The sequence below is a fragment of the Microbispora sp. GKU 823 genome (assembly GCF_002027145.1).
GTDB classification, from domain to species: domain Bacteria; phylum Actinomycetota; class Actinomycetes; order Streptosporangiales; family Streptosporangiaceae; genus Microbispora; species Microbispora siamensis.
The window spans coordinates 1-25,546 of record NZ_MWJN01000072.1 but is presented as its reverse complement, the minus strand read 5'-3'; the positions used below and the strand labels follow the sequence as shown (position 1 = coordinate 25,546).

General features: G+C 72.1%; 24 protein-coding genes and 2 pseudogenes. 9 read left to right on the top strand and 17 right to left on the bottom strand.

Annotation, left to right across the window (positions count from 1 at the left end; genetic code table 11):
• Positions 1–83 precede the first annotated feature (83 nt).
• Positions 84–998 carry a carbohydrate ABC transporter permease gene (locus B1L11_RS30335; RefSeq protein WP_179155393.1) on the top strand — a complete coding sequence of 305 codons (915 nt, stop codon included), beginning with the start codon at positions 84–86 and terminating at the stop codon, positions 996–998.
• A gap of 135 nt (positions 999–1,133) precedes the next feature.
• Positions 1,134–1,958, top strand: a complete 825-nt coding sequence (locus B1L11_RS30330; protein WP_079318729.1) for a carbohydrate ABC transporter permease — start codon at positions 1,134–1,136, stop codon at positions 1,956–1,958.
• Here the strand turns inward: B1L11_RS30330 and B1L11_RS30325 are convergent.
• From B1L11_RS30325 to B1L11_RS30280, 10 genes are all read right to left on the bottom strand, one after another.
• A complete protein-coding gene (locus B1L11_RS30325) occupies positions 1,921–3,777 on the bottom strand; it encodes an alpha/beta fold hydrolase (RefSeq protein ID WP_079318727.1) in 1,857 nt (618 codons plus the stop codon). The genes B1L11_RS30330 and B1L11_RS30325 overlap by 38 nt on opposite strands.
• A gap of 145 nt (positions 3,778–3,922) precedes the next feature.
• Positions 3,923–5,482, bottom strand: a complete 1,560-nt coding sequence (locus tag B1L11_RS30320; protein WP_079318725.1) for a DEAD/DEAH box helicase — start codon at positions 5,480–5,482, stop codon at positions 3,923–3,925.
• 418 nt (positions 5,483–5,900) lie between these two features.
• Complete coding sequence (locus B1L11_RS30315; RefSeq protein WP_079318723.1) at positions 5,901–6,299, bottom strand: metal-sulfur cluster assembly factor; 399 nt, start codon at positions 6,297–6,299, stop codon at positions 5,901–5,903.
• A 67-nt stretch (positions 6,300–6,366) separates the two neighbouring features.
• The gene (gene sufU, locus B1L11_RS30310; RefSeq protein WP_079318721.1) at positions 6,367–6,804 is read right to left on the bottom strand and encodes a Fe-S cluster assembly sulfur transfer protein SufU; all 438 of its coding nucleotides are present in this window, start codon (positions 6,802–6,804) and stop codon (positions 6,367–6,369) included.
• A gap of 3 nt (positions 6,805–6,807) precedes the next feature.
• Entirely contained in the window at positions 6,808–8,070 is a 1,263-nt protein-coding gene (locus tag B1L11_RS30305) for a cysteine desulfurase (protein ID WP_079318707.1), read from the bottom strand.
• Complete coding sequence (sufC, locus tag B1L11_RS30300) at positions 8,070–8,819, bottom strand: Fe-S cluster assembly ATPase SufC (RefSeq protein WP_079318705.1); 750 nt, start codon at positions 8,817–8,819, stop codon at positions 8,070–8,072. Before sufC ends, B1L11_RS30305 begins: the two co-directional genes overlap by 1 nt.
• 6 nt (positions 8,820–8,825) lie before the next feature.
• Complete coding sequence (locus B1L11_RS30295) at positions 8,826–9,155, bottom strand: non-heme iron oxygenase ferredoxin subunit (RefSeq protein WP_079318703.1); 330 nt, start codon at positions 9,153–9,155, stop codon at positions 8,826–8,828.
• On the bottom strand, positions 9,152–10,276 hold the full coding sequence (sufD, locus tag B1L11_RS30290; RefSeq protein WP_079318701.1) for a Fe-S cluster assembly protein SufD: 1,125 nt from the start codon (positions 10,274–10,276) through the stop codon (positions 9,152–9,154). Before sufD ends, B1L11_RS30295 begins: the two co-directional genes overlap by 4 nt.
• Positions 10,276–11,688 carry a Fe-S cluster assembly protein SufB gene (gene sufB, locus B1L11_RS30285; RefSeq protein WP_079318699.1) on the bottom strand — a complete coding sequence of 471 codons (1,413 nt, stop codon included), beginning with the start codon at positions 11,686–11,688 and terminating at the stop codon, positions 10,276–10,278. The genes sufD and sufB overlap by 1 nt, the downstream gene beginning before the upstream one ends.
• A complete protein-coding gene (locus B1L11_RS30280) occupies positions 11,685–12,422 on the bottom strand; it encodes a metalloregulator ArsR/SmtB family transcription factor (RefSeq protein WP_079318787.1) in 738 nt (245 codons plus the stop codon). Before B1L11_RS30280 ends, sufB begins: the two co-directional genes overlap by 4 nt.
• Before the next feature lie 337 nt (positions 12,423–12,759).
• Here B1L11_RS30280 and B1L11_RS30275 point away from each other — a divergent pair, with 337 nt between their 5' ends.
• From B1L11_RS30275 to B1L11_RS30265, 3 genes are all read left to right on the top strand, one after another.
• Positions 12,760–13,716 (top strand): ABC transporter ATP-binding protein, encoded by a 957-nt coding sequence (locus B1L11_RS30275; RefSeq protein ID WP_079318697.1) that lies wholly within the window; start codon positions 12,760–12,762, stop codon positions 13,714–13,716.
• A 56-nt stretch (positions 13,717–13,772) separates the two neighbouring features.
• Positions 13,773–14,489: an ABC transporter permease gene (locus B1L11_RS30270; protein ID WP_079318785.1), complete on the top strand. Its 717-nt coding sequence runs from the start codon at positions 13,773–13,775 to the stop codon at positions 14,487–14,489.
• 126 nt (positions 14,490–14,615) lie between these two features.
• Positions 14,616–15,527 (top strand): DMT family transporter, encoded by a 912-nt coding sequence (locus B1L11_RS30265; RefSeq protein WP_079318695.1) that lies wholly within the window; start codon positions 14,616–14,618, stop codon positions 15,525–15,527.
• Positions 15,528–15,638: 111 nt separating this feature from the next.
• On the opposite strand, the pseudogene B1L11_RS30260 reads toward B1L11_RS30265, so the two are convergent.
• Positions 15,639–16,124, bottom strand: a pseudogene (locus B1L11_RS30260) (GntR family transcriptional regulator); the annotation flags it as partial.
• 268 nt (positions 16,125–16,392) lie between these two features.
• Between B1L11_RS30260 and B1L11_RS30255 the strand changes: the two are divergent.
• Positions 16,393–17,400, top strand: a complete 1,008-nt coding sequence (locus B1L11_RS30255) for a heme A synthase (protein WP_079318693.1) — start codon at positions 16,393–16,395, stop codon at positions 17,398–17,400.
• A gap of 3 nt (positions 17,401–17,403) precedes the next feature.
• Entirely contained in the window at positions 17,404–18,102 is a 699-nt protein-coding gene (locus B1L11_RS47240) for a vancomycin high temperature exclusion protein (protein WP_256863023.1), read from the top strand.
• 366 nt (positions 18,103–18,468) lie between these two features.
• Here the strand turns inward: B1L11_RS47240 and B1L11_RS48795 are convergent, their stop codons facing one another.
• The 6 genes and pseudogenes from B1L11_RS48795 to B1L11_RS30225 form a co-directional block, all read right to left on the bottom strand.
• Entirely contained in the window at positions 18,469–18,747 is a 279-nt protein-coding gene (locus tag B1L11_RS48795; RefSeq protein ID WP_218671413.1) for a cellulose binding domain-containing protein, read from the bottom strand.
• Positions 18,744–19,547, bottom strand: a complete 804-nt coding sequence (locus B1L11_RS30245; protein ID WP_218671412.1) for a lytic polysaccharide monooxygenase — start codon at positions 19,545–19,547, stop codon at positions 18,744–18,746. Before B1L11_RS30245 ends, B1L11_RS48795 begins: the two co-directional genes overlap by 4 nt.
• 415 nt (positions 19,548–19,962) lie before the next feature.
• Positions 19,963–21,159, bottom strand: a pseudogene (locus B1L11_RS55305) (CoA transferase); the annotation flags it as partial.
• 3 nt (positions 21,160–21,162) lie between these two features.
• Positions 21,163–21,567: a nuclear transport factor 2 family protein gene (locus B1L11_RS30235; protein ID WP_218671410.1), complete on the bottom strand. Its 405-nt coding sequence runs from the start codon at positions 21,565–21,567 to the stop codon at positions 21,163–21,165.
• Entirely contained in the window at positions 21,564–22,814 is a 1,251-nt protein-coding gene (locus B1L11_RS30230; RefSeq protein WP_079318691.1) for a DUF3500 domain-containing protein, read from the bottom strand. Before B1L11_RS30230 ends, B1L11_RS30235 begins: the two co-directional genes overlap by 4 nt.
• A gap of 31 nt (positions 22,815–22,845) precedes the next feature.
• Positions 22,846–23,571, bottom strand: coding sequence for a FadR/GntR family transcriptional regulator (locus B1L11_RS30225; RefSeq protein ID WP_079318689.1), 726 nt, complete (start codon positions 23,569–23,571; stop codon positions 22,846–22,848).
• Between the two features lie 62 nt (positions 23,572–23,633).
• Here B1L11_RS30225 and B1L11_RS30220 point away from each other — a divergent pair, with 62 nt between their 5' ends.
• Together B1L11_RS30220 and B1L11_RS30215 are read left to right on the top strand one after the other, a co-directional pair.
• Positions 23,634–24,488 (top strand): fumarylacetoacetate hydrolase family protein, encoded by an 855-nt coding sequence (locus B1L11_RS30220; RefSeq protein WP_079318687.1) that lies wholly within the window; start codon positions 23,634–23,636, stop codon positions 24,486–24,488.
• On the top strand, positions 24,485–25,546 hold a 1,062-nt coding region (locus B1L11_RS30215), incomplete at its 3' end, for an acetyl-CoA carboxylase carboxyltransferase subunit beta (RefSeq protein WP_256863022.1). The genes B1L11_RS30220 and B1L11_RS30215, both read left to right, overlap by 4 nt.

Sequence of the window (25,546 nt, the reverse complement as noted above, 5' to 3'; positions counted from 1 at the left end):
CCGGGCCGGTGCCGCCCGACCCCGCACCGGCCGGGTCCGCCCACGGTTTCCCTCTCATGGGGAACGACCCGACTGGAGACGACATGGCAACCCACGCCGCCGCACCCCGGCAACGATGGCGCCGCTACGGCACGTCCTATCTGATGCTGCTGCCGTTCCTCGGCCTGTTCGCCGGTTTCCTCGTCTGGCCGCTGGCCAACTCGCTCTACCTCAGCTTCACCAAGTTCGACGGGGTGAACGCCCCCGAGTTCGAGGGGCTGGAGAACTTCCGGCGCCTGCTGTTCGACGACGACCGGTTCCGGCACGCCCTCGGCAACACCTTCCTCTACGTCGTGGCGTCCGTCGGGATCGGGACGCTGCTGTCGCTCGGCCTCGCACTGGCCTTCAGCGGGTCGAGCTGGCCGCACCGCGTCATGCGGACGATCTTCTTCCTGCCCTCGGTGACCTCGTCGATCGCGCTCATGCTGCTCTGGAAGTGGATCTTCAATCCGGGCGACTTCGGCCTGGCCAACACGGTCATGAGCTGGTTCGGCGGCAGGGCCGTCGAATGGCTCGCCACCCCCGGGCTGACGATCCCCATCCTCGTGCTCATGTCGGTCTGGGGCGGGATGGGCTACGGCATGGTGCTGTACGTCGCCGGGCTCAACACGATCCCGCAGGAGTACTACGAGGCGGCCCGCATCGACGGCGCCGGCACCTGGCAGCAGTTCCGCCGGGTGACGCTGCCGCTGCTGCGCCCGGTCACCACGTACGTGGTCGTGACCGGCCTCATCGGGGCCTTCCAGGTCTTTGAAGCCGTCTACATCGTGTTCCGTGGCACCAACAACATCGGCGGCGTGCTCGACTCGGGCCTGATGATCGTGCCCTACCTGTACGACCAGGGCTTCACGCACTTCAAGCTCGGCTACGCCTCGGCCATCGCGTGGGTGCTCTTCCTCATCATCTTCGCCCTCAGCATGGTCAACCTCCGCATCGGCCGCGCCCTGAAGGAGCTGTGATGGCCGTCGCCCCCCACGACCACCCCGCTCGTCGCCGATCCCGCCGCCGCGCCCCGGCAGGCGCCCGCCGCCGGGTCGGGCGCCAACTGGCGGGGCCACCTGCTGCGCCTGCCGTTCTACCTGCTGTCGCTCACGATGATCGCGCCGTTCTACTGGATGCTGATCACGGTGTTCAAGCCGGTGACGGAGCTGAACCGGCAGCCGCCGTCGTTCGCGCCCGAGCATCCCACGCTGAGCAACTTCTACGACCCCGGCTACTCCCCCACCCAGGTCAACCCCGGCCATCTCCAGGGCATCTTCCAGCGGTTCCAGGTGGACTTCGGGTTCGGCCGCTTCATGTTCAACAGCCTGGTGATCACGGTCGCCATCACGGTCGGGTCGCTGCTGATCGCCTCGCTGGCGGCGTACGTGATCACCAAGCACCGCGTGCCGGGGCGGCGGCTGATCTTCCTGCTGATCGTCGCCTCGATGATGGTGCCCTGGCAGACCACCCTGGTGCCGAACTACGTCATCATGCGGAACCTTGGCTGGCTGGACACCTACCAGGGCTACATCATCCCGGCGCTGGCCAAGGCGTTCGTGCTGTTCTTCCTGGTGCAGTTCCTCCACTCGGTGCCGGACGAGCTCATCCAGGCCGCCCGGGTCGACGGCGCCGGGGAGTGGCGCATCTGGTGGCAGATCGTGCTGCCGCTGCTGCGCCCGGCCCTCGCCGCGATGTCGATCTTCATCGTGCTCGCCGAGTGGAACAACTTCCTGTGGCCGCTGATCATCGTGCAGAGCGACGAGATGGCCAACATCCCGGTCGCGCTGGCCCGCCTCAACACGTACTTCGGGGGCGCGCAACACCAAGGGGCGATCATGGCGGGCGGCCTGCTCGCCTCCCTGCCGTCGATCGCCTTCTTCCTCGCCTTCCAGCGCTACTTCACCCGTGGGATCGTGCTGAGCGGCCTGAAGGGCTGAACGTTCTGAAGGGCTGGACGGCAGGCGCTCCCGGGGAGGCGTTCCACGCGCCGACGGCGTGGGCGACCTCCTCGGGGTGCGTCAACTGGGGGTGATGACCCGCGCCCGGGATCACCGTGACGGTGGCCCGCGGGAGCGTGTCCAGGAGGGCCCGTCCTTCCGGGCCGAGAGGGTCGCGGGAGCCCACGACGACGTGCACGTGTCCCGGGTAACGCGCCAGCTCGGCCCGGAGGTCCGCCCGCCACCGGGGCGACGCCGCGGCGGCCAGGAGCCGGGCGGCGGTGGCGGCGGCGCCGCGGCGTAGATCCGCCACGCTCGATTCGAGGGCGGTCGCGTGCGCCGGGTCTCCGGTGAGCCGCTCGGCGAGCGTCCGCGGAGAGACCCGGGTGAGATACCAGCGGGCCGGAAGCCGGGCGGCGGGAGCAGGGCGCGGCTGGAGGAAGAACGGCGCCACGAGCGTGAGCCGGTCCACCGTTTCCGGATGGGCGGCCGCGGCCTCGACGGCGGCCGCAGCGCCGATGGAGTGGCCGACCAGGTGACGCGCGCCGGTCTCGGTCACGAGGGCGGTCAGCCAGGACGGCCAGTCGTCGCGGCCTCCCGCGCTCATCCCCAACCCAGGCAGGTCGGCGGCGCGGGCCCGGCCCAGCGCCGCGACGACCGGCGCCCAGGTGTCGGCGTTGACCGGCAGACCCGGCAGCACCACCGTGGGCGCGCCCGGTTCGCCGAGCTCGAACGTCCGCACCCCGCCCGGGCCGGTGAACCGCCTGCCGTCGGCGGGGGCGTCCCCGAACCGGCTCGCCGCCAGGTGGTCGGCCCAGCGGCGGATCGTCGTGGCGGTGTCCGGCATGGTCAGCCCGTGACGGGCGGCGAAGGCACGCGCCGAGCCGGTGGGATAACGGTCGGCCGACAGGAAGGTCAGCGTCTCCGGACCGGCCTTCGTGAGCCGGCGGGGCAGGCGCTTCACCAGGGCCACCGGAACCCGCACCCGGGGCGCCCTGACCCCGTAGTGCTCCGCGACGAGCGCGATCAGGCCGGGCAGCGCGGGCGTGTCGTCGTCCAGCAGCCAGTAGGAGGCGCTCTCGGCGATCTCGTCCACCGGCAGCAGGGTCATGAACCGGGCGAGGTGGTCGACCGCGACCACGGGGACGAACGTCCGCGCGTTCCCCGGAACCGCCGCGAGGCCGCCCTGCCAGAGGTCGCGCAGGGTCGACGCGAGCCCGAGGTACTGGCCGGACTCGCCGGTGACGCTGTCGCCGATCACGCTGGCCGGATTGACGACCGACCAGGGAACGCCCAGCCGCTCCGCCTCGGTCCGGAAGACGGCGTCCGCCTCCACCTTGGACGCCTCGTACGCGCCCAGGGCCCGGTAGGTCTCCCGCCGCCGCTCCTCGCTCCAGGGACGGGAGTCCTGCCGGCCCACGCGATACCCGGAGACGTGGACGAGCCGGCGCAGGCGCGGCAGCCGCGCCGCGAAGGCGACGACCGCGCGGACGCTGTCGACGTTGGCCCGGCGGGCCTCGTCCGCCGACATGCCGAACCGGTAGGCGCCGGCGCAGTTGTAGACCTCAGTGACGTCGTCGGCCGCTCCCTCGATCAGCGCCCCCTCGAACGGGGACGGCTTCGCGAAATCGACCCGGAGGTCGGCCGGGGCCTCGTCATGCCCGTGCTCGGCCAGCCACCGGGCGAGCCGCCGGTAGGACTCGTGGCTCCGGTTGGCCGTGCTCACCCGGACGCCGGCATGGCCGAGCGCGAGGACCAGGTGCCGCCCGACGAAGCCGGTCGCGCCCAGGACCAGCGCGTGCCGGTCCCCGGCGCTCACGACGCCGCCATGCTGACCGCGGCCGTGGCCGTCTTTTCAATCATGCCGAGAGAATAGACCGGTCTACATAATTTGTGTCAACAGGGCCCACACGCCACCGGGCCGCCCGTACGGACGGCGGTGGTGGTGGAGAGGACGGTAGGGATCAGCGGCCGGTGAAGCGGCTTCCGCTGCCGCCGGCGCCCGCCACGGCCGCCGTCCCCCGCCGTAGCCTCCGCGCCCGCCCTGGCCGCCGTGCCCGCCCTGGCTTCCGTATCCGCCCTGGCCGCCGTGCCCCCCCGGCGCGGCCACGACGGTGGCCGCCGCGGGGCTCGGTACGGCCGTCGCCGGTCCAGGGACCGCGAGGCCGCTCACCCTGGTCGGACGGCCTGCGCCGGCCGTCCCCGTCGCCCGGGCGGTCGGCACCGCGGTGACGGTCCCCGCCGTGCCGGCGACGGCCGGGCGTACGGTCGTCCCGCGCGGGCCGCAGCGGCCTGCGCACGTCGGGCTCCCACACCGGAACGGCCTCGCCGCTCGGCCGCCGGGCCCCGGCGATCTCGGCCAGGATGGGGTCGCCCGGCGCCACCCGGTGACGGGACGGGGTCACCCCCGCCTTGCGGGTCATCGACTCGGTGGCGCGGCGCTCGCTCGGCAGGACCAGCGTCAGCACCACGCCGCGCTCGCCCGCGCGGGCCGTACGGCCGCCCCGGTGCAGGTAGCTCTTGTGGTCGGCCGGCGGGTCCACGTGCAGCACGAGGCTCACGTCGTCCACGTGGATGCCGCGGGCGGCGACGTCGGTGCAGACGAGCACCCCGATGGTGCCCTCGCGGAACCCGTCGAGGATGCGGGTGCGCTGGTTCTGCCGCTTGCCGCCGTGCAGACCGCCCGCGCGGACCCCCAAGCGGGCGAGTTGCTTCACGACGCGGTCCACGCCGTGCTGGGTGCGGACGAACATGATCGTACGGCCGGCCCGGTTGGCGATCTCCGCCGTCACGTCCGCCTTGTCGTCGCGGTGCACCTGGAGCAGGTGGTGCTCCATCGTCTCCACCGAGGAGGTGGCCGGGTCCAGGGAATGGATCACCGGGTCGGTCAGGAAGCGTTTGACCAGCGTGTCCACGTCACCGTCGAGCGTCGCGGAGAACAGCAGGCGCTGCCCGTCGGCGGGCGTGCGCGCCAGCAGCGCGCTCACCACGGGCAGGAACCCGAGGTCGCACATGTGGTCGGCCTCGTCGAGGACGGTGATCTGGACGTCGTCCAGCGCGCACTCGCCCTGCTCGATGAGATCGGTGAGGCGGCCGGGCGTGGCGACGACGATGTCGACCCCCCGGCGCAGGTCCTCGATCTGGCGGCCCATGGACATGCCGCCGACGACCGTGCGGGTGCGCAGCGACAGTCCGCGGCCGAGCGGCTCGAGGGCGTCGGTCACCTGCAGGGCCAGTTCGCGGGTGGGCACCAGGACGAGGGCCCGGGGCCGGCCGGGGCGCGCCTTCTCCCCCGCGACCCTGGCCAGGGTGGGCAGGCCGAAGGCGAGCGTCTTGCCGGAGCCGGTCTGGCCCCGGCCGAGTACGTCGTACCCGGCGAGGATGTCGGGGATGGCCGCCCGCTGGATCGGGAACGGCGCGGTGATGCCCTGCCGGGCGAGCCCTGTCACGAGCGGTCTGGGCAGCCCCAGCACCGCGAACTCGGCGGGGGTGGTCGTGCCCTCACCGAGGTCAGAGATGGTCACGTAATCGTGCCTTTCGAGAAAAGACGTGCCGGAACACGCGGGCGCGTCACTTCTGCGAAAGGACGAGCCGGGTCGGGTACGGCAGGCGAGCCGTACCGATCGAGCGCCACGGGCCGGAGACTGAAGCGGCCTGCGCCCGCATGATGCGGTGAGCACGCGTCCCGCAGAAGTGGAGACCGCCGGGCGGCGGCTCTCACGGACGCCTTTCACTCACGTCGCACAAGGGAAAGCAAAAAACAACTGTACGGCATTCCCGCCCCGCGCCGGCCGTTCGCGCCGTCGCGGCGCGCCTTGACGCACAGAGCGCGCCTGGCGCGGCACGGCCGCACGCACGAAACCGGTCGAAAAGCCACGCGTCCCGCCGCGTACGAACGCGGCGGGACGGCGCGGAATGCCCCGGGCGGGAAGCCGGCTCAGGTCAGACGTTGAAGCCCAGCATCCTGAGCTGGTCACGACCCTCGTCGGTGATCTTGTCGGGGCCCCACGGCGGCAGCCAGACCCAGTTGATGACCACGTTGGAGACCAGGTCGGCGAGCGCCGAGTTGGCCTGGTCCTCGATGACGTCGGTCAGCGGGCAGGCGGCGCTGGTCAGCGTCATGTCGATGGTGGCGATCGGGCGCTCGCCCTCGCCGGCCGGGTCGAGGTTGACGCCGTAGACGAGGCCGAGGTCCACCACGTTGATCCCCAGCTCGGGGTCCACGACGTCCTTCAGCGCCTCCAGCACGTCGTCGAGGGCGGTCTCCCCGTCGTACGTGCCGGGGGCGGCGCCGGCCGTCTCCGCGACCGGTCCCGTGGGGGTCTGGGTCGGCTTGCTCACGTCGTCTCCTCACCTCGCGGCGCCCGCGGCGCGGCGCCGTTCTCACCAACGCGCCGAAGGCCGCCGGTCATCCCTGGCTCCTCATCAACGCGTCCTTGTACGCCATCCAGGCCAGCAGCGCGCACTTGACGCGGGCGGGGAACTTCGCCACACCGGCGAACGCCACCGCGTCGCCCAGCACGTCCTCGTCGGGCTCCACCTGGCCCCTGCCCTGCATGAGCCGGGTGAACTCGTCAACCACCGACAGCGACTCGTCCACCGTGGAGCCGGTGGCGAGCTCGTGCAGCACGGAGGCGGCGGCCTGGCTGATGGAGCAGCCCTGACCGTCGTAGGACACGTCGAGCACCTTGCCGCCGTCGGCCACCTTCACCCGCAGCGTCACCTCGTCGCCGCAGGTCGAGTTGACGTGGTGCACCTCCGCGTCGTACGGCTCACGCAGGCCCCGCCCCTGGGGATGCTTGTAGTGCTCCAGGATCAGCTCCTGGTACATGGATTCACCGATCATGGCTCAGCCGAACACCTTCTGCACGTGGTGGAGGCCGCGGACCAGTGCGTCGATCTCGGCCGTCGTGTTGTACAGGTAGAAAGACGCCCGCGTGGTCGCCGGAATTCCGAACCTGAGGTGGAGCGGCCGGGCGCAGTGATGACCTACCCGCACCGCGATCCCGTACACGTCGTCGAGGATCTGCCCCACGTCGTGCGGGTGGATCCCCTCCAGGGTGAACGAGATCGTGCCGCCGCGGGCGATGGGCGTGCGCGGGCCGATGATCCTGAGCCCGGGGACCTCCGGCAGCGCCTCCAGCGCGTACGCGACCAGCTCCTTCTCGTGCGCCTTGATCTGGTCCATGCCCACGGCGGTCAGGTAGTCGGCCGCGGCGCCGAGGCCGATCGCCTCGACGATGGGCGGCGTCCCCGCCTCGAACTTGTGCGGCACCGGCGCGTACGTCGAGCGGTCCATCCAGACCGCCTCGATCATCTCGCCGCCGCCGAGGAACGGCGGCATGGCGTCGAGCAGCTCGCGGCGGCCCCACAGCACGCCGATGCCGGACGGCCCGACCATCTTGTGGCCGGTGAACGCGACGAAGTCGACACCCAGCTCGGTCACGTCCACGGGCTGGTGGGGCACCGACTGCGACGCGTCGAGCATCATCAGCGCGCCGACCTCGCGTACGCGGGCCAGGATCGGCGAGACCGAGTTGACCGTGCCGAGGACGTTCGACTGGTGCGCGATCGAGACGATCTTCGTGCGCTCGTTGACCAGCTCCTCCAGGCCCCCGATGTCGAGGCGGCCCTCGTCGGTCACCGGGAACCAGCGCAGCGTCGCGCCGGTCCGCTGCGCGAGCAGTTGCCACGGCACGATGTTGGAGTGGTGCTCCATCTCGGAGATGACGATCTCGTCGCCGGGCCCGATCCGGAACCGCTCGTCCTCACCGACGGGGTTGCCGAAGGCGTACGCCACGAGGTTGAGGGCCTCGGAGGCGTTCTTGGTGAAGACGATCTCATCGCGCGACGGGGCCTTCACGAACGCGGCGATCTTGTCGCGCGCCGCCTCGTACGCCTCGGTCGACTCGCTGCCCAGCACGTGCAGCGCCCGGCCGACGTTGCCGTAGTGCCAGGTCAGGTGATCGCGCATGGTCTCGATCACCTGGGTCGGCTTCTGGGAGGAGTTGCCGGAGTCGAGGTAGACCAGCGACCTGCCTCCGGGGAGTTCGCGGGCGAGGACCGGGAAGTCCTTCCTGATCCTCTCCACGTCGAAGCCGGGCGCACTCATCAGGCGGACGCCGCCTTCGTGTAGGCCTCGTAGCCCTCGTTCTCCAGCTTGTCGGCCAGCTCGGGGCCGCCCTCCTCCACCACGCGCCCGCCGGCGAAGACGTGGACGAAGTCCGGCTTCACGTAGCGCAGGATGCGGGTGTAGTGGGTGATCAGCAGGACGCCGGTGTCACCGGAGGCACGGAACCGGTTGATGCCCTCGGAGACGACGCGCAGGGCGTCGACGTCGAGGCCGGAGTCGGTCTCGTCCAGCACCGCGATCTTGGGCTTGAGCAGCTCGAGCTGGAGGATCTCGTGGCGCTTCTTCTCGCCGCCGGAGAAGCCCTCGTTGGTGTTGCGCTGGGCGAAGGCCGGGTCGATGGACAGCGCGTCCATGCCCGACTTCAGCTCCTTGGCGAAGTCGCGGAGCTTCGGCGCCTCGCCGCGGACCGCGGTGATCGCCGAACGCAGGAAGTTCGACACGCTGACGCCGGGGACCTCGACCGGGTACTGCATGGCGAGGAACAGGCCGGCGCGGGCGCGCTCGTCCACCGACATCTCCAGCAGGTCCTCGCCGTCGAGCAGCACGGTGCCGGAGGTGACGGTGTACTTGGGGTGCCCCGCGACGGCGTACGCCAGCGTGGACTTGCCCGAGCCGTTCGGGCCCATGATGGCGTGCGTCTCGCCGCTGCGGACCGTCAGGTCGACGCCGCGCAGGATCTCCTTGTCGCCCACGGCGACGTGCAGGTCACGAATCTCAAGGGTGGACACTTGTATTTACTCCTTCGAGAGCGAGACGTACACGTCGTCGCCTTCGATCTTGACTCGGTAGACGTTGACGGGCCTGGTCGCGGGCGGCCCGGTGGGCTTGCCGGTGCGCAGGTCGAAGCAGGAGCCGTGCAGCCAGCACTCCAGCGTGTGGTCGTAGACCTCGCCCTCGCTGAGGCGGACCTCGGCGTGGGAGCACACGTCGTGCAGGGCGAAGACCTCGCCGCCGGTCCGCACCAGCGCGACCGGCGTCTCCCCGACCTCCAGGCCGAGGACGCCGCCGTCGGGGATGTCGCCGACCTGGCAGACCTTCTCCCAATGGGCGGTCTCGGCGCTCATCGGGCCAGCTCCGCCTCGACCGCGGACAGGACCCGCTCGCGGATCTCCGGCACCTCGATCTTCTCCAGCAACTGGGCGAAGAAGCCGTGGATGACCAGGCGGCGGGCCTCGTCGAACGGGATGCCGCGGGCCTGCAGGTAGAAGATGTGCTCGTCGTCGAGGCGGCCGGAGGCGGACGCGTGGCCCGCTCCCGCGACCTCGCCGGTGAGGATCTCCAGGTTCGGCACCGAGTCGGCGCGGGCGCCGTCGGTGAGGATGAGGTTGCGGTTGAGCTCGTAGGTGTCGGTGCCCTCGGCCTCGGCCCGGATGATCACGTCGCCGATCCAGACCGCGTGGGCGCCGTCGCCCTGCAGCGCGCCCTTGTAGGTCACGTTGCTGCGGCAGTTCGGCACGCTGTGGTCCACCAGCAGGCGGTGCTCCAGGTGCTGGCCCTCGTCCACGAAGTACAGCCCGGTGAGGTCGGCGTCGCCGCCCGGGGCGGTGTACGACACCGAGGGCGACAGCCGTACGAGGTCGCCGCCGAGGGTGACCACGAACGAGCGGAACGTCGCGTCCTTGCCGAGCCGCGCGTGGTGGTGGGAGACGTGCACGGCGTCGTCGTCCCAGTCCTGCAGGCTGACGACCTTGAGCGTCGCGCCCTCGGCCACGTCGAACTCGACGTTGTCGGCGTAGACGGCGCTGCCGCGGTGGTCCAGGACCAGCACGGCCTCGGCCATCGGCTCCACCGACACGAGGATGTGCCCGTACGCGGCGGCGCCTGCCCCGGAGCCCCGCAGCGTGATCACGGTGGGCCGGGAGGCGGCCGTCATCTTCGGCACCGTGACGACGGTGGCCTTCTCGAACGACGAGTACGCCTGCGCGCTGACCCGGTCGGCCGGCGTGTAGGCCCTGCCGAGCCGGGCGTCGTCGCGGCCGACGGTCTCGACGCGCACCTCGGGCGCGGCCTCGACGTCTATCACGACGCCGCCGGTGACGGCGGCGGTGCCGTTGTGGAGCCCCTTCAGCCGCGACAGCGGCGTGAAGCGCCACTCCTCCTCGCGGCCCGTCGGCACCGGGAAGTCGCCCACGTCGTACGACGACTTCTCATGCAGCGTCGACAGCGGCTTGGTCTCCAGGCCCATCAGCCGACCGCTCCTTCCATCTGCAGCTCGATCAGGCGGTTGAGCTCCAGGGCGTACTCCATGGGCAGCTCGCGGGCGATCGGCTCGACGAAGCCGCGCACGATCATGGCCATCGCCTCGTCCTCGCCGAGGCCGCGGCTCATGAGGTAGAAGAGCTGGTCCTCCGACACCTTGGAGACCGTGGCCTCGTGGCCCATCGACACGTCGTCCTCGCGGACGTCCACGTAGGGGTAGGTGTCGGACCGGCTGATCTGGTCGACCAGCAGCGCGTCGCACTTGACGGTCGAGGCCGAGCCGGCCGCGCCCTCCTCGATCTGCACCAGGCCCCGGTAGGACGTGCGGCCGCCGCCGCGCGCCACGGACTTGGAGATGATCGTCGAGGACGTCTTGGGCGCGAGGTGCACCATCTTGGCGCCCGCGTCCTGGTGCTGGCCCTCACCGGCGAAGGCGACCGACAGCGTCTCGCCCTTGGCGTGCTCGCCCATCAGGTAGACGGCCGGGTACTTCATCGTGACCTTGGAGCCGATGTTGCCGTCGATCCACTCCATGGTCGCGCCCTCGTACGCCACGGCGCGCTTGGTGACCAGGTTGTAGACGTTGTTCGACCAGTTCTGGATCGTCGTGTAGCGGCAGCGGGCGCCCTTCTTCACGATGATCTCGACGACCGCAGAGTGCAGCGAGTCGGACGAGTAGATCGGCGCGGTGCAGCCCTCGACGTAGTGGACGTAGGAGTTCTCGTCCACGACGATCAGGGTCCGCTCGAACTGGCCCATGTTCTCGGTGTTGATCCGGAAGTAGGCCTGCAGCGGGATCTCGACGTGCACGTTCGGCGGCACGTAGATGAACGAGCCGCCCGACCACACGGCGGTGTTGAGCGCGGCGAACTTGTTGTCGCCCACCGGGATCACCGTGCCGAAGTACTCCTTGAAGAGCTCCTCGTGCTCGCGCAGGCCGGTGTCGGTGTCGACGAAGATGACGCCCTTCTCCTCGAGGTCCTCACGGATCTTGTGGTAGACGACCTCGGACTCGTACTGGGCGGCGACGCCGGCGATGAGGCGCTGCTTCTCCGCCTCCGGGATGCCGAGCTTGTCGTAGGTGTTCTTGATGTCGGCGGGCAGCTCGTCCCAGGACGCGGCCTGCTTCTCCGTCGAGCGGACGAAGTACTTGATGTTGTCGAAGTCGATGCCCGTGAGGTCGGAGCCCCAGGTCGGCAGCGGCTTCTTCTCGAACAGCCGAAGGCCCTTGAGGCGCAGGTCGAGCATCCACTCCGGCTCGTTCTTGAGCGCGGAGATGTCGCGGACGACCTCTTCGGACAGCCCACGACGGGCCGTGGCCCCGGCCACGTCCGTGTCGGCCCAGCCGAACTTGTAATTCCCGAGGCCTTCCAGCTCCGGGCGGTCGGTGACAGTCACCTTCCGGACTCCTTGCTCGTCGATGTGCTCGATAGATGTGCGGCCGATAGATCGGCGGTCGGTAGATCGGGACGCGCGTGCCGTGCGGCGAGCGCGTGTGAACTCACGTGGGTGGTGCAGACCCCGTCGCCGTTGGCGATCGTGGCCAGCCGCTGCACCGGCGTGCCCAGCAGCCGGGCGAAGGCCTCGGTCTCCGCCTCGCACAGCTGGGGGAACTGCGCCGCGACGTGCGCGACCGGGCAGTGGTGCTGGCACAGCTGCTCGCCGCCCTTGCCCGTCGCGGACGCCGAGGCCGCGTAGCCCTCCGCGGACAGCGCCTCGGCCAGCACGCGGACCCGCTGCTCGGCGGGGACCTCGCGCATCAGCGCCTCGAGCCGGCCGACCAGCCCGGACACCTGCGCCCGAGCGAACTCCGACACCGCCTCGCCGCCCAGGCGCTCGGCCAGGAAGCGCAGCGCGCTGCCGGCCAGGTCGTCGTAGGCGTGGACGAAGGCGCTGCGGCCGGCGTCGGTGATCGCGAACATCTTCGCCGGTCTGCCGCGCCCCCGCTGGCCGCGCGGGCGGGCCGTACGGGGCTCTATCATGCCCTCGGCCAGCAGCGCGTCGAGATGGCGGCGCACCGCGGCCGGGGTCAGCCCGAGTCGCTCGCCGAGCGCCGCCGCGGTGACCGGGCCGTGTTCCAGGATGAGCCGTGCCACCCTGGCCCGGGTGCCGCGCTCGGCACTGATGTCCATGTGCACAGGGGTTGCCGGAACGGGCCGCGTCACCACGGCCTTCTCGGCGCTCTGCTTCCCCTGCACGTTTTTCACAACATCAGTGTGCCGTAATTCCTTCCCCGGCGACAAACCCAAGGCGAGGTCGGCGGAGATGCAATTTCTCACGCAGGTAAGCCTTACCTAACCTGCGACGACACGACTTTTCCGCATCCTTTACCTCCGAGGGCTGGAATGGCGGCACTCGCCGACGAGAGCGCGCCTCCCGCTCCCTAGACTCGATGCCGTCGACGACTGACCAGGGCGGCCGCATCCGGCCGGCTCCGGCGGTCGGTCCTGTGAAGGGAGGCCGGTGGGAGTGCCGGGGGTTGACAGCACGTTCGAGAGCACGCTCGGCAGCGCGGGCGACGGCGCGCCGGCGGTCGAGATCGACGGGCTGGTCAAGCGCTACGGAAGCACCACGGCCGTCGACGGGCTGACCCTGAGCTGTGCGCGGGGCGCCGTCACGGCGATCCTCGGGCCGAACGGCGCGGGCAAGACCTCCACGATCGAGATCTGCGAGGGCTTCCGCCGGCCGGACGGCGGGACGGTGCGCGTGCTCGGCCTGGACCCCGCCGACCCCGCTCTCAGGCCACGTCTGGGGATCATGCCGCAGACCGGAGGGGTGCCTCCCGCCGCCCGCGCGGGCGAGTGGCTGCGGGTGGTCTCCCGGTTCTACGCCCACCCGCTCGACCCCGACGCCCTGCTCGGCCTGCTCGGCCTGGCCGACCACAGGCGCACGCCGTACCGGCGGTTGTCGGGCGGCCAGCAGCAGCGCCTGTCGCTCGCGGCGGCGGTGATCGGGCGGCCGGAACTGGTCTTCCTGGACGAGCCGACCGCCGGGCTCGACCCGCAGGCGCGGCACGCCTGCTGGGACCTGGTCGCCGCGCTGCGCGCCGCCGGGGTGTCGGTGGTGCTGACGACCCATCAGATGGACGAGGCCGAGAAGCTCTCCGACCACGTGGTGGTCATCGACCACGGCCGGGTGGTGGCCGAGGGCACGCCCGCGTCGCTGACCGGCGCCGAGCGTCAGCTCAGGTTCCGCGCGCGCCCGGGACTCGACCTGGAGGAACTGCTGGCCGCGCTGCCGCCGGGCAGCGCCGCCAAGGAGTCGCCCTCGGGGCACTACATCATCGAGGGGCAGGTCGGCCCGCAGCTGCTCGCCACCGTCACCGCCTGGTGCGCCACCGAGGGCGTCACCACCGAGGACCTGCGCATCGAGCGGCGCACGCTGGAGGACGTCTTCCTCGAACTGACCGGCAGGGAGCTGCGGTGAGCACGATCGCCACGCTGGACCTCACGCCGCGGCCGGGGGCCGCGCCGCTGCACCGGATGGTCCTCGCCCAGGCGGGCGCGGAGATCCGGGCCATGCTGCGCAACGGCGAGCAGCTCCTGCTCACGATGATCATCCCGATCCTGCTGCTCGTCGGGTTCTCCACGGCACCGCTGGTGGACGTCGGCGGCGGCGCGCGCGTCGACTTCGTCGCCCCCGGCATCCTCGCGCTCGCGGTCATGTCCACCGCGTTCACCGGGCAGGCGATCGCGACCGGCTTCGAGCGCAGGTACGGCGTGCTCAAGCGCCTGGGCGCAACCCCGCTGTCGCGGGCCGGACTGCTGCTGGCCAAGACCGTCGCGGTCGTCGCCGTGGAGGCGCTGCAGGTCGTGGTGATCGTCGCGGTGGCGCTGGCGCTCGGCTGGTCGCCCCACGGCGACCCGCTGTGGGCCCTGCCGCTCCTGCTGCTGGGCACGGCGGCCTTCAGCGGCCTCGGCCTGCTCATGGCGGGCACGCTGCGGGCGGAGGCCACGCTGGCCGGGGCCAACCTCGTCTACCTGGTGCTGCTCGGGCTCGGCGGCGTGCTGTTCCCGCTGGACCGGTTCCCTGCCGGGGTGCAGCACGTGCTCGGGCTGCTGCCGATCAGCGCGCTCACCTCCGGCCTGCGGACCGTCCTGAGCGACGGCGGCGGCTTCCCCGGCGGCGCGCTGCTCGTGCTGCTGTGCTGGACGGTCGCCGCGCTCGCCCTGGCCGCCCGCACGTTCCGCTGGGAATGACACCGGGCCCCCGGGAATGAGCGGGCCGCCTGCGGTGATACCGGGGGCCTCACCTGCGGCCTGACGGCTGGCGCATATGATTGCGGCGTTTGTTCGTGATCTATGCCATTTTGTGGGGTTGCCGGCATGACCGCTGAATCCCTTCCGGGGGCCGAGCCGTATCGCATGAGGCCGTCGCCCGGCCGGGCGCTGCGGGCCGCCTCGGACGCGATACCGCCGTCGGGGCTGGTGCTGCTGGGCATCCTGTCGGTCCAGGTGGGCGCCGGACTGGCCAAGAACCTGTTCACGCAGCTGCCCCCTTCGGCCGTGGTCTTCCTGCGCATCGCCACCGGCGCCCTCATGCTGCTGGCCATCGCCCGGCCCAAGGTGCGCGGGCTGTCGCGGCGCGACCTCGCCGTCGGCGTCGCGTTCGGGCTCAGCCTCGGCCTGATGAACCTGTCGTTCTACGAGGCCCTCGCCCGGCTGCCGATCGGGATCGCGGTGGCCATCGAGTTCATCGGGCCGCTCACCCTGGCCGTGTTGTCCTCCCGCCGCCGGCTCGACCTGCTGTGGGTGGGTCTGGCCGCCGCGGGCGTGATCCTGCTCGCCCCCTGGGGAGGGGCGGGGGCCGTGAGCTGGGCCGGCATCGGGTTCGCGGCACTGGCGGGGGCGTGCTGGGCCGCCTACATCGTGTTCTCCGCGGCAACGGGCGCCCGCTTCCCCGGCGCGAGCGGGCTGTCGTTCGCCATGATCGTGTCCACGATCGTCATCGCGCCCATCGGGGTCACCGCGGGCGGGAGCGGCCTGCTGCGGCCCGAGGTCCTGCTGATCGGTGCGGGGGTCGGCCTGCTCTCCTCGGTCATCCCCTACTCGCTGGAACTCGAGGCACTGCGCCGGATGCCCAAGCGGGTCTTCGGCATCCTGATGAGCCTGGAGCCCGCCGCCGCCGCGCTCGTCGGCCTGTTCGTCCTGCACGAGGTGCTCCTGGTCCGCGAGTGGGCGGCGATCGGCTGCGTGGTCGTGGCCTCCATCGGCGCCACCCGCGTCGGCGACGGCTGAGCCGTACCGCTCAGGCCGGGGGCGGGTGCGCGACCAGATCGCGCGCACGTGCTGGAGATGGTGGTTCATCAGGCTCTCGGCCGCCGCGGCGTCGCCGCGTACGAGAGCGTCGAGAAGGTCGAGATGCTCGCGCGCCGAGGCCGCCATCATCCGCGCACTGGACAGCCCGTGCAGCCCGCGCAGCCCGTAGAGCCGGGCCCGGGCGCGCAGGTCCCTGACCGTCTCGACCAGCCGGGCGTTGCCCGACAGGGCCAGCAGCGCGAGGTGGAACCGCTGGTCGGCGGCCACGTAGGCGAGCAGGTCGCCCCTTCCCGCGGCCGAGACGATCTCCTCGGCGATCGGGCGCAGCCCCTCGGCCTCCGCGGCCAGGGACTGTCCGGCGAGCCGGGCCACCGTGGGCACCTCGATCAGCCGCCTGATCTCGATGATCTCGTCGAGGTCGCGCTCGGACACCTCCGCGACCCGGAAGCCCTTGTTGCGCAGGGCCTCGAACAGGCCCTCCTTGGCGAGGTCGAGCATCGCCTCCCGCACCGGTGTGGCCGAGACCCCGAACCTGGCCGCCAGCGCGGGGGCCGAGTAGACGACGCCGGGCCGCATCTCCCCGGCCACCAGCGCGTCGCGCAGCGCCTGCGCCACCTGCTCGCGCAGGTTCTGCCGCGCTCCGGCGCCCGGCGCGCGGTGGTCGTCGCGCTCGCGGCCCGCCGGGCCGTCCCACGCCCCGCCCATCGACCGGCCACCGCCCTCCTCGGTCCCGTACGGCCGATCGTACCGGCCTGTGCCGGGGGAAACGATCAGCGCGTGCCCGCCCGGGCATCGCCGGACGGCACGTGGGCCGGGGAAGGGACCACCCGCGGGGCCGCCTACGATGAAATCCGTGAATCCCACGACTGACCGGATCCGCGGCACGCTGCTCGCCTTCTACCGCTCGTTCATGTTCCCGACGAGCGAGTCCATGCGGCGGTGGGCGCTGGCGGCGATCGTGGTCAACGTCGGCATCACGGTCACCGGCGCCGCCGTCCGCGTCACCGGCTCCGGCCTCGGCTGCCCGACCTGGCCGCGCTGCACGCCGGACAGCTTCGTGCCGGCGAGGATCGACACGCACGCGCCGGTCAACATGGCGATCGAGTTCGGTAACCGGCTGCTGTCGTTCCTCGTGCTCGCGGTCGCGGTCGCGTGCGTGATCGCCGCGTGGCAGTTGTCCCGGGGCGAGCGCGGCCGCCCGGTCCTGCTGCGGCTCGCGCTGCTGCAGCCGGTCGGCGTCGTCGTCCAGGCCCTGTGGGGCGGGCTCGTGGTCCACACGATGCTCAATCCGGTGACCGTCAGCGTGCACTTCCTGCTGTCCATCGGCATGACCGCCGCCGCCGTCGTGCTGTTCGCCCGGGCGGGCGAGGGCGACGCCCCTGCCCAACGGCTGGTCCACAGGGACATCCGCACGCTCGGATACGTGCTGGCCGCGGCCGCCTTCGCGCTGCTGCTGGCCGGGGTGGTGGTGACCGGCACCGGGCCGCACTCAGGAGACGAGGCCGCCTCCCGCTTCGGCTTCGACATCCAGAGCGTGGTGCGGCTGCACACCGACATCGCCTACGTCGTCGTCGGGCTGACGTTCGCCCTGCTGTTCGCCCTGCACGTCACCGACTCCCCCGGGCGCGTACGGCGCGCCGCGCTCGTGCTGCTCGGGGTGGAGCTGTCCCAGGGTGTGATCGGGTACGTGCAGTACTTCCTCGCCGTCCCCGCGGCGCTGGTGCTCCTGCACGTCCTCGGAGCGACGCTCGTGTGGGTCTGCGCGCTGCGCGTCGTGTTCCTGATGCGGACCCGGGGCCCCGCGCCCGCCCCCGCTCCCGAGCAGCCGGAGCTCCACCACGCGGGGGTCTGACCGGTGCGCGCCCTGCGCCCCTGGACCTGGTCCCGTACGGCCCTGCGCCGGGGCTTCCAGGGGCTGGTCGCCCTGAGCGTGCTGCCGCTGGCGCCGATGACCTGGGCCTGGCTGGCGAGCGCCGCCCACCGGGTGACGGCCGAGCCGGGCAAGCGCTGGACCGCCGAGGTGCCCGCGATGCCGGCCGCGCTCGTGCTGGGCGCCGGGGTCCAGGGCGACAATCCGTCCGCCATGCTGAGGGCCCGGCTCGACATCGCGGCCGAGCTGTACCGCACGGGCAGGGTGCGGGCCCTGCTGCTGTCCGGCGACAACAGCCGCAGGGACTACGACGAGCCCTCGGTCATGCGCGGCTATCTCGTCTCCCGCGGCGTGCCGGCGGAAAGGATCGTGCTCGACTACGCCGGGTTCGACACATGGGACTCCTGCGTACGGGCCAAGACGATCTTCGGCGCGTCCCGTCTCGTCGTCGTGACCCAGGTGTTCCATCTTCCCCGGGCCGTCGCGCTGTGCCGCGCGGCCGGGCTGGACGCCTTCGGCGTCGGCGACGACTCCAGCCGCGACTGGCCGGTGGAGACGGTGGCCTACGCCGTCAGGGAGTTCCCCGCCTCGGCCAAGGGCATGCTGGACGGCCTGGTCCTGCACTCCTCGCCGCGCTTCCTCGGCCGTCGCGAGACCGCGCTCGACCGCGCGGTGGCCCGCTGACTCTCGCCTCCCGGGCGTCCGGAGAGGACGGCACGACGGGCGGCGCGGCGAAACTTTCATCGGGCGGCACGCCCTGAGCTGGGCGGACAGGGCGGGCGGAGGCGCGTCCGCTGGCCGGTGACGGCGCGGCGCGTTAGGGTCCGGGCCATGTGGGAGCGCTCCCACCATCCCCAGAGGGAGGTGAGGCCACACCCACAGTGGCTATCGCACCGCGGGTACGAGGCGGATCCTCCTCCGCCCACCCATCGCGCAGCGCCCGGGGAGCCGCCGTGACGGCGTCCCCGGGCGTCACCCGCGGAGTCGGGTGCCGGGCCGCACCCGGCGAGATCGGGTCCCGCCCGGCCGCCCGGCACCGCCGGGATCCGCTCAGCCGCAGCTGATGTCGCTGATCGTCGGCGTGGCCGACCCGCTGCCGAGGAACCCGGCCGTGGCCGAGGCCCCCGGGGCCAGCGAGGAGTTCCACTCCGGGGCGTGGATCATCGCGAACGGCCCGCTCTGCATCGACGTCCCGTTCCACGCCTGGGTGATCGTCGCGCCGTTCGACATCTGCCACTGGACGTACCAGCCGTTGAGCGGGCCCGTGCCGGTGTTCTTGATCGTGACCTCGCCCTGGAAGCCGCCCTGCCAGGTGTTGGTCAGCTTCACCGTGGCCGTGCAGGCCGGGTTCCCGGCCGTCGGGGAGGCCGAGGGGCTCGGCGACGGGCTCCTGGTGGGCGAGGCGTCGGCGACGGGCTCGGCGAGGGGCTGGGCGTGGCGTTGTCGTTGACGAAGTTCACGTCCGAGCAGCCGTAGAAGGTCTCCTGGCTGTCCGACCGATACCAGACCGCGTAGATGATGTGCCGGCCGCTCTTGTTGGGCAGCCTGCCGGAGAAGCGGTAGGCGCCGTTGCTGACCGCGGGCTCGGGGTCGACCGTGAGGAACGGCTGCTCCTCCATGTCGGCCCACGTCAGCGGCTTGGTCGGGTCGTAGCCGTCCTTGGTGACGTAGAGCTTGAAGCCGCCGGGGTGCGGAACCCACGCGCCGTAGACGAAGTCGTACGTGCTGTTGGCCTTCAGCGTGGTGGTCGGCCAGTCGGCCCTGGGCGCGTCGTAGGCGGCGTACTTGCTGAAACCACCGCTGCACAGCTGGCCGTCGGGGATGAAGCCCCGGGTGCGGCCGCCCCCGTCGGAGCGGAGCACGCCGTACCAGTCGTAGAGGGGCTGGGTGCCGCCGGCCGCCACGGCGTCCTTGCAGGCGGGGTTCTTCGGGATGATCTGGCCGCCGGTGAGGCCGTCGGTATAGCACGCGTACGTACGGCTCGCGGGGGCCTGCAGGGCGCCGTGCGCCTCGGCGGCCGTCTGCGTCAGGACCGCGACGAGGCCGGCGAGCACGGCCGCCACCGCGGCGAGGACGGCGAGCTTTCGCCCGGATCTCAGGGACAGCGATCTCGGACGCGGGGATTGCATTGCGCTTCCCGTGGTGGGGGTTCCCATGGTGGGGGTTCTCCTCATGGTGGGCGGCACGCCTTCCGGGGAAGGGCGCGCCGTCGGGGCTGTCGTACGAGAAGAACGCATGCGGCATCGCCGCACGCCCTCCTGGAGCCCACCCATCAAGTGGCCACCGCGCACAGTGATTGAAACACGCACCGGCCGTCCGGGCCAAGCGGCCCAGCCGGACGATCCCAGGCCGCCGTCCCGCCGGCGACCGTGCCGGGGATCCGTCAGGTCGGCCGAGGCCGCCGGGGGGACGCCGTCGGCGTCGAGCACCGGCGGGGCGGCGTGCTCGCGGCGGGTGGTCTCGATCTCGCCGGTCGGGGCCGGGGGGTGAAGAAGCGCACGGGCGGGCCGGCAGTCGCAGCCGACCGAGGGTGTCGTGCTCCACGTCGACGAGCAACCCCTGCGACAGGGTCTGCCCCCACGTGTAGACCTCGTCGATCGTGCGCACCCTGCCGGCCGGGATGCCGGCGGCGGCCAGCCGGGCCAGCAGTTCCTCAGCGGGATGGTGCTCGAAAGCGTCCTCGAGCAACTCGATCACCCGTTGCCGGTCGCCCACGCGCTCCGCGTTGGTCGCCATGCCCGGCGTCTCGGGGTCCAGGCCGAACTCGGTACAGAACCGGCGCCACAGCGACTCGCTGCCGCACGACAACTGCACCGATCCGCCCTTGCAGCGGAACAGCCCGTACGGCGCGATCGACGGGTGGTGGTTGCCCTGCGCCCGGCCGACCTGGCCGGCGACCGTCCAGGCCGTCCCCTGGAAGGCGTGCACGCCGACGATCGCCGCGAGCAGCGAGGTGCGCACCACCTGGCCGCGGCCGGTGCGTTCCCTCTCCACCAGCGCGGCCAGCACGCCGTAGGCGCCGTACATGCCGGCCAGCAGGTCCGCGATCGGGACGCCGACGCGCTGGGGATCGTCCGGACCGGACCCGGTCAGGGTGGTCGGCATGACCACCGAGACCGCCTGCAGCGCGCCCGTCGGCCCGCACATTCCGGTGGCGACCGCGCAGATCCCTATGTCGTGCTCCTCGACGTCGACGGCGACGTGCGACCGCCGGATCCGTGCCAGTTCGGCCCTCAGGGCGGCGTGGTCGGTGACCGTGTGCGGGGTGAATCGTTCCAGCCGCGTAGGAAGCAGCTCGGCGACCCGTTCGTCGGGCAACTGCGCGAGCAGCGCCATGCCGATGCAGCTCGCGTGCAGCGAGAAGCTCTTGCCGACCTTCGTCACGCCCTTGAGCCGTTCCGGCGAGGCGATCTGGTCGACCACGACCACCTCGCGGCCGCTGAAGATCGCCAGCTCGACGTTCTCGTTGACCTCGCGGGCCAGCGTGGCCAGGCGGGCGCGGTTGGCCGCCAGCAGCCGCAGGTGCGCGTTCATGCCGAACTTCAGCAGGCCAGGGCCGAGCACGTAGCCGGGGCGCTCGGGCACCCGGACGACGTACAGTTCCTCCTCGAGCGACCGGATCACCCGGTGCACGGTGGAGCGGGGCAGGCGGGTCCGGGTGGACAGCTCCGTCAGTGTCAGCGGTCCGCCGCTCTCGGCGATCGCGTCGAGGACGATGGTGGCCCGGCCGATGTCCGGCACGGTTCAGATTGTGGTCCAGGTCCTGGTCACGGTCAGATCCATGACCGCCCAGCCGGGCTCCCGGACCACCAGCGTGTACTCACCCAGGGTGTGCAGCACCGGCCCGGGATCGAACACCCAGCGGGTGTAGTGGGCCCGCGCCGTCCACGTTTCCGGGATCTCGCCCGGCACGACCACGAGGTTGGACACGTCGTGCCGGTGCGGCAGCGGCGACGCCCACAGGGCGGCGAAGAACGCCGCCGCCCGGCCCGGCCGGTCGTAGCCGCCCCCGGGGAAGGTGACGCGGGCGGAGCCGAGCAGCGCGACGGCGGCGTCGACGTCCTTGCGATCGGCGATGCCGGTGTAGGTGTGCAGCAGGTTGGCGATGTGATGCCGGGCCTCGGCGCCCGGCTGCCGGTCGTGGCTCACCGCGCCCGCCGCTCCTGCCACTGCCGGACCCAGGCGCGGCCGTAGTCGTTGCCGTGCGGGGTGCGCAGCACGGTGTGGACGTGGAACGGCTTGGGGGTGTCGTAGTCGAGGAAGACGCCGCAGTGGTGGTCGAGCTCGGCGATGACCACCGGGGACTGCAACCGGAAGTAGAAGACGTCGCCCGGCTCGTGACCGCCGATCCAGCAGAACCAGGTGTCGTCGAGGTGCTCGGCGATCTCCCGCATCCGGGCGGCGCGCGGGCCCCGCGGGAGCGGCTTCACGAAGGACTCGGCGATCGCCAGGGCGTGCCGCCGGGCCTCGGCGGGCATGTCCGCGACCCGGACACCCTCGACCGGGATCACCCGGTTGTCCTGGAACGCCCCGGCCAGGTGCCGCTCGTCGCCCGGATGCACCCGGCCCTCCGGCATGGCGGGGTCGACCATGCGCTCGCAGACGACGACCCGCCGTCGTTGCTCGCCGGGCAGGGCGGCCATCAGCCGCAGGCCGAGGTCCACCCGGTCGGCGAACAGGCCGCGCAGGCCGGCGTACGGGCCCGCGTCGATCTCGTCGGGCTCGGCGCCGAGGAACACCGGCGACAGCGCCATGCGGCCCTCGGCGACCAGGCAGTTGAGTGCGCAGTGGTGGCCGTAGAGCTGCCAACCCCACGGGGCCTGCGGGTCCGGGGTGCCGTAGAGGGCGATGTTGTAGCTGAACTCGTTGAGGATGCTCTCCAGCCCGACGACCTCTCCGAGGAAGCCGTTGATCAGCATCATCCCGTGCGCGAGTTCGTAACCCTCCGGCGAGAGCGAGGCGCGCATCAGGGCCAGCGCCTTCTCGCGCACGATCTGCGGCTGCAGGTCCAGCCGCAGCCCGGTGTCGAACTGCATGAACTCCGGATTGGCCCAGGTCTGCCACTCCACGGCGTCGACCGGGAAGGAGATCCGCTCGCGCCCCTTGTCGTCCAGGACGGCGAGCAGATCGTTCGCGGCGGCCACCATCGCCGCGACCGGCGCCTCCTCCCCCGGCTCGGCGGGCGTCAGCGGGTAGAGGCCCTCCCGGAGGGCGCCGTCCTCGGTGATGCCGCGGAAGTCGTTCTTGTACAGCGGCGTCCAGCCCTCGATCAGGCCACCGGTGAACGTGCCCGGCTTCTTGGCGAACTCGCCGTAGGCGTAGGGGTCCAGGCCCCGCACCTCAGCCAGCCTCGGGTGGTCGTACGGAAACAGGTGCTGGCGAAACTCACCGGGCATGACGGGCCCTTCCGGCGCTCAGTGGTCGTTCTCAGGTGGTGGCGTTGTGCCGGGCGACGGCGGCGCGGACGGCGGCCTCGTCGCCGTCCGCGATCGCCTCGACCAGGTCGGCGTGGACCTGGTAGCGGCCGGCCCGGTAGTGGGCGGCGGCCGCGTCGTCGTCGGCCAGCCGGGAGGACGCGGTGCCCAGATGGCCGAGGGTGCCGATGTAGACGGCCCGCGCCATCGCGTTCGGGCTGATCGCGGCGATCCGTTCGTGCAGCGCCCAGTTGACGCGCATGAAGCCGTCCCAGTCCGGCGCGGCGCGCATCTGCTCCAGCAGACGGCGGAGGTCGGCGACGTCCCGGCCGGTCCGATGCCTGGCGGCGCCGACATCGATGAGCTCCTCGAGATGGTCACGCAGCTCGATGGCGTCGGCGACCGTCCCCGGCTCCTCCGCGACGCTCAGCAGGGTGTGCCGCAGCCGGACCACCGGCCCGCGGTCGGCGACGAACAGGCCCCCGCCGCGTCCGGGCCGGATCTCCAGCACGCCCCGGTCGCGCAGCAGCCGTACGGCCTCGCTGACCGTCGCGTAGGCGAGACCGGTCTCCGCGCGCAGCGACTCCAGCGTCCCGACCGGGGCCCCGGGCGCCAGCCCGCGCGAGCGGATGCGGTCGTCGAGGGCGGCGGCCAACTGCTCGGCACGGGTGCGGGCACCCCGCCCGACCCCGGTCAGCGGGTCGTCCGGGACTTGTCCCGGAAGGTCTGTCTGCGGCATAGTCCTTAAACCTACGAACCTTTTGAAGGATTCGCAAGATTGCGGACTGGAGGAGACGGCCGATGAGGATCGTGGGGATCCGCCGGAACGGCGGCCCGGTGGAGGTGGCGTCGCTGTCGCCCGACGGCGCCCAGGCCACCGTGCTGGCCTCGCTTGAGCTGTTCTGGGCCGACGCGAAGGGATTCGTCTCCCGGGAGCCCGCCGGCGAATCCGTCCCGGCCCGGGAGGTCTCCTTCGTGCCGCCGGTGCTGCCGGAGGCTCGCGTGATCTGCATCGGGCTGAACTACCTGAAGCACGTCGCCGAGGGCTCCTTCGCCGGCGAGGGCGTCCCGCCGCACCCGACGCTGTTCGCCCGCTGGACGCGGTCGCTGACCGTCGACGGCGCCCCGGTGCCGGTGCCGTCCGACGAGGAGGGCCTGGACTGGGAGGGCGAGGTCGTCGCGTACGTCGGCGCGCCGCTGGTGGACGCCGGCCCGGACGAGGCGCTGGCCGCCGTCGTCGGCTACTCGGCCTTCAACGACATCACCGCGCGCAGGGCCCAGAAGCTGACCAGCCAGTGGATCCTCGGCAAGAACGGCGACAACTCGGGGCCCCTGGGTCCCATGGTGCCCGCGGCCGAGGTCGGCGACCTGCGCGACGGCCTGCGGGTGCGCACCCGGGTCAACGGCGAGGTCGTGCAGGACGGGCGCACCGACGAGATGGTCTACACCGTCGGCGACACCCTCGCTCTCATCTCGCGCACGTTCACGCTGCGTCCGGGAGACCTGCTCGCCACCGGCACCCCTTCCGGGGTCGGCTACGCCCGCACTCCCCCGTGGCTCCTGCACCCCGGCGACGTCGTCGAGGTCGAGGTCGAGCGCGTCGGCACGGTGCGCAACCCGATCGTCGGCAACGACGCCCGGATCCGCGGCGCATGACCCGGCCGGGCGCCCGCGCGCTGATCGACGCCACGGTCGACCCCGGCAGCTTCCGCTCCTGGGACGAGCCGATCGACCGCACCGGGTACGACGCCGGCTACCTCGCCGCGATCGAGCGGGCGGAGACGAAGGCCGGCACCGACGAGGCCGTGCTCACGGGCCGGGCGCTGATCCGCAGGCACGCGGCCGCGCTCGTCGTCAGCGAGTTCGGCTTCCTCGGCGGCTCCATCGGAGTGGCCACGGCGGCACGCATCGTCGCCGCCGTCCGGCGGGCCACCCGAGAACGACTGCCGCTGATCGCCGGTCCGGCCTCGGGCGGCACGCGCATGCAGGAGGGAACGCCGGCGTTCGTCCGGATGGTCGAGATCAGCCGGGCGGTCGTCGCGCACAAGGCGGCCGGCCTGCCCTACCTCGTCTACCTGCGCCATCCCACGACGGGCGGCGTGTTCGCCTCCTGGGCGTCGCTCGGACACGTCGCGGTCGCCGAGCCCGGCGCGCTCATCGGCTTCCTCGGCCCCCTCGTCTACCGGACCCTGCGCGGACAGCCGTTTCCCGACGGCGTCCAGGTGGCCGAGAACCTCGTCGCCAAGGGAATCCTCGACGCCGTCGTCCCCACGGAGGAACTGGCCGAGGTGGCCGCCCGCGCGCTCGCCCTCTTTTCCGGAACACGCCGTCCAGCCGCCGGGACGCCGCCCCGGGAGACGCAGTTCGAAACGGCGCAGGCGGGCGCCGGGGGTGACGCCTGGTCCTCGATCGCCCTCACCCGCCGGCCCGACCGGCCCGGCGTACGGGAACTGCTCCGTCATGCCGCCGACGACGTCCTGCCGCTGAACGGCACCCAGAGTGCCTCCGCCAGATCGAGAGCCAGCGCCGTACCCCGGCGTGAGGAGACGCCCCCGGGGGACGACGCCCCGTCAGTTCCCCCACCCGGGGTCCTGCGGCCCGTTCTGCGGCGGGTTCGGGCCGCCCATGGGGGGCCGGCCGGGAGGCGGCCCGCCCGGCGGCGGACCGTACGCCCGCGCGCCCGGCTGCTGCCCGTACCAGGGCGGCACCGCGGG

Excerpts from the sequence above, each read along its gene's own strand:
- B1L11_RS30270 (WP_079318785.1), top strand. The coding sequence starts at position 13,773 with ATGGTCCTCGCCCAGGCGGGCGCGGAGATCCGGGCCATGCTGCGCAAC.
- B1L11_RS30280 (WP_079318787.1), bottom strand. The coding sequence starts at position 12,422 with ATGGACATCAGTGCCGAGCGCGGCACCCGGGCCAGGGTGGCACGGCTC.
- sufD (WP_079318701.1), bottom strand. The coding sequence starts at position 10,276 with ATGGGCCTGGAGACCAAGCCGCTGTCGACGCTGCATGAGAAGTCGTCG.
- B1L11_RS30335 (WP_179155393.1), top strand. The coding sequence starts at position 84 with ATGGCAACCCACGCCGCCGCACCCCGGCAACGATGGCGCCGCTACGGC.
- B1L11_RS30305 (WP_079318707.1), bottom strand. The coding sequence starts at position 8,070 with ATGAGTGCGCCCGGCTTCGACGTGGAGAGGATCAGGAAGGACTTCCCG.
- B1L11_RS30330 (WP_079318729.1), top strand. The coding sequence starts at position 1,134 with ATGATCGCGCCGTTCTACTGGATGCTGATCACGGTGTTCAAGCCGGTG.
- sufU (WP_079318721.1), bottom strand. The coding sequence starts at position 6,804 with ATGATCGGTGAATCCATGTACCAGGAGCTGATCCTGGAGCACTACAAG.
- B1L11_RS30255 (WP_079318693.1), top strand. The coding sequence starts at position 16,393 with ATGAAATCCGTGAATCCCACGACTGACCGGATCCGCGGCACGCTGCTC.
- B1L11_RS30220 (WP_079318687.1), top strand. The coding sequence starts at position 23,634 with ATGAGGATCGTGGGGATCCGCCGGAACGGCGGCCCGGTGGAGGTGGCG.
- B1L11_RS30225 (WP_079318689.1), bottom strand. The coding sequence starts at position 23,571 with ATGCCGCAGACAGACCTTCCGGGACAAGTCCCGGACGACCCGCTGACC.
- B1L11_RS30295 (WP_079318703.1), bottom strand. The coding sequence starts at position 9,155 with ATGAGCGCCGAGACCGCCCATTGGGAGAAGGTCTGCCAGGTCGGCGAC.
- B1L11_RS30230 (WP_079318691.1), bottom strand. The coding sequence starts at position 22,814 with ATGCCCGGTGAGTTTCGCCAGCACCTGTTTCCGTACGACCACCCGAGG.
- B1L11_RS30265 (WP_079318695.1), top strand. The coding sequence starts at position 14,616 with ATGACCGCTGAATCCCTTCCGGGGGCCGAGCCGTATCGCATGAGGCCG.
- B1L11_RS30245 (WP_218671412.1), bottom strand. The coding sequence starts at position 19,547 with ATGCAATCCCCGCGTCCGAGATCGCTGTCCCTGAGATCCGGGCGAAAG.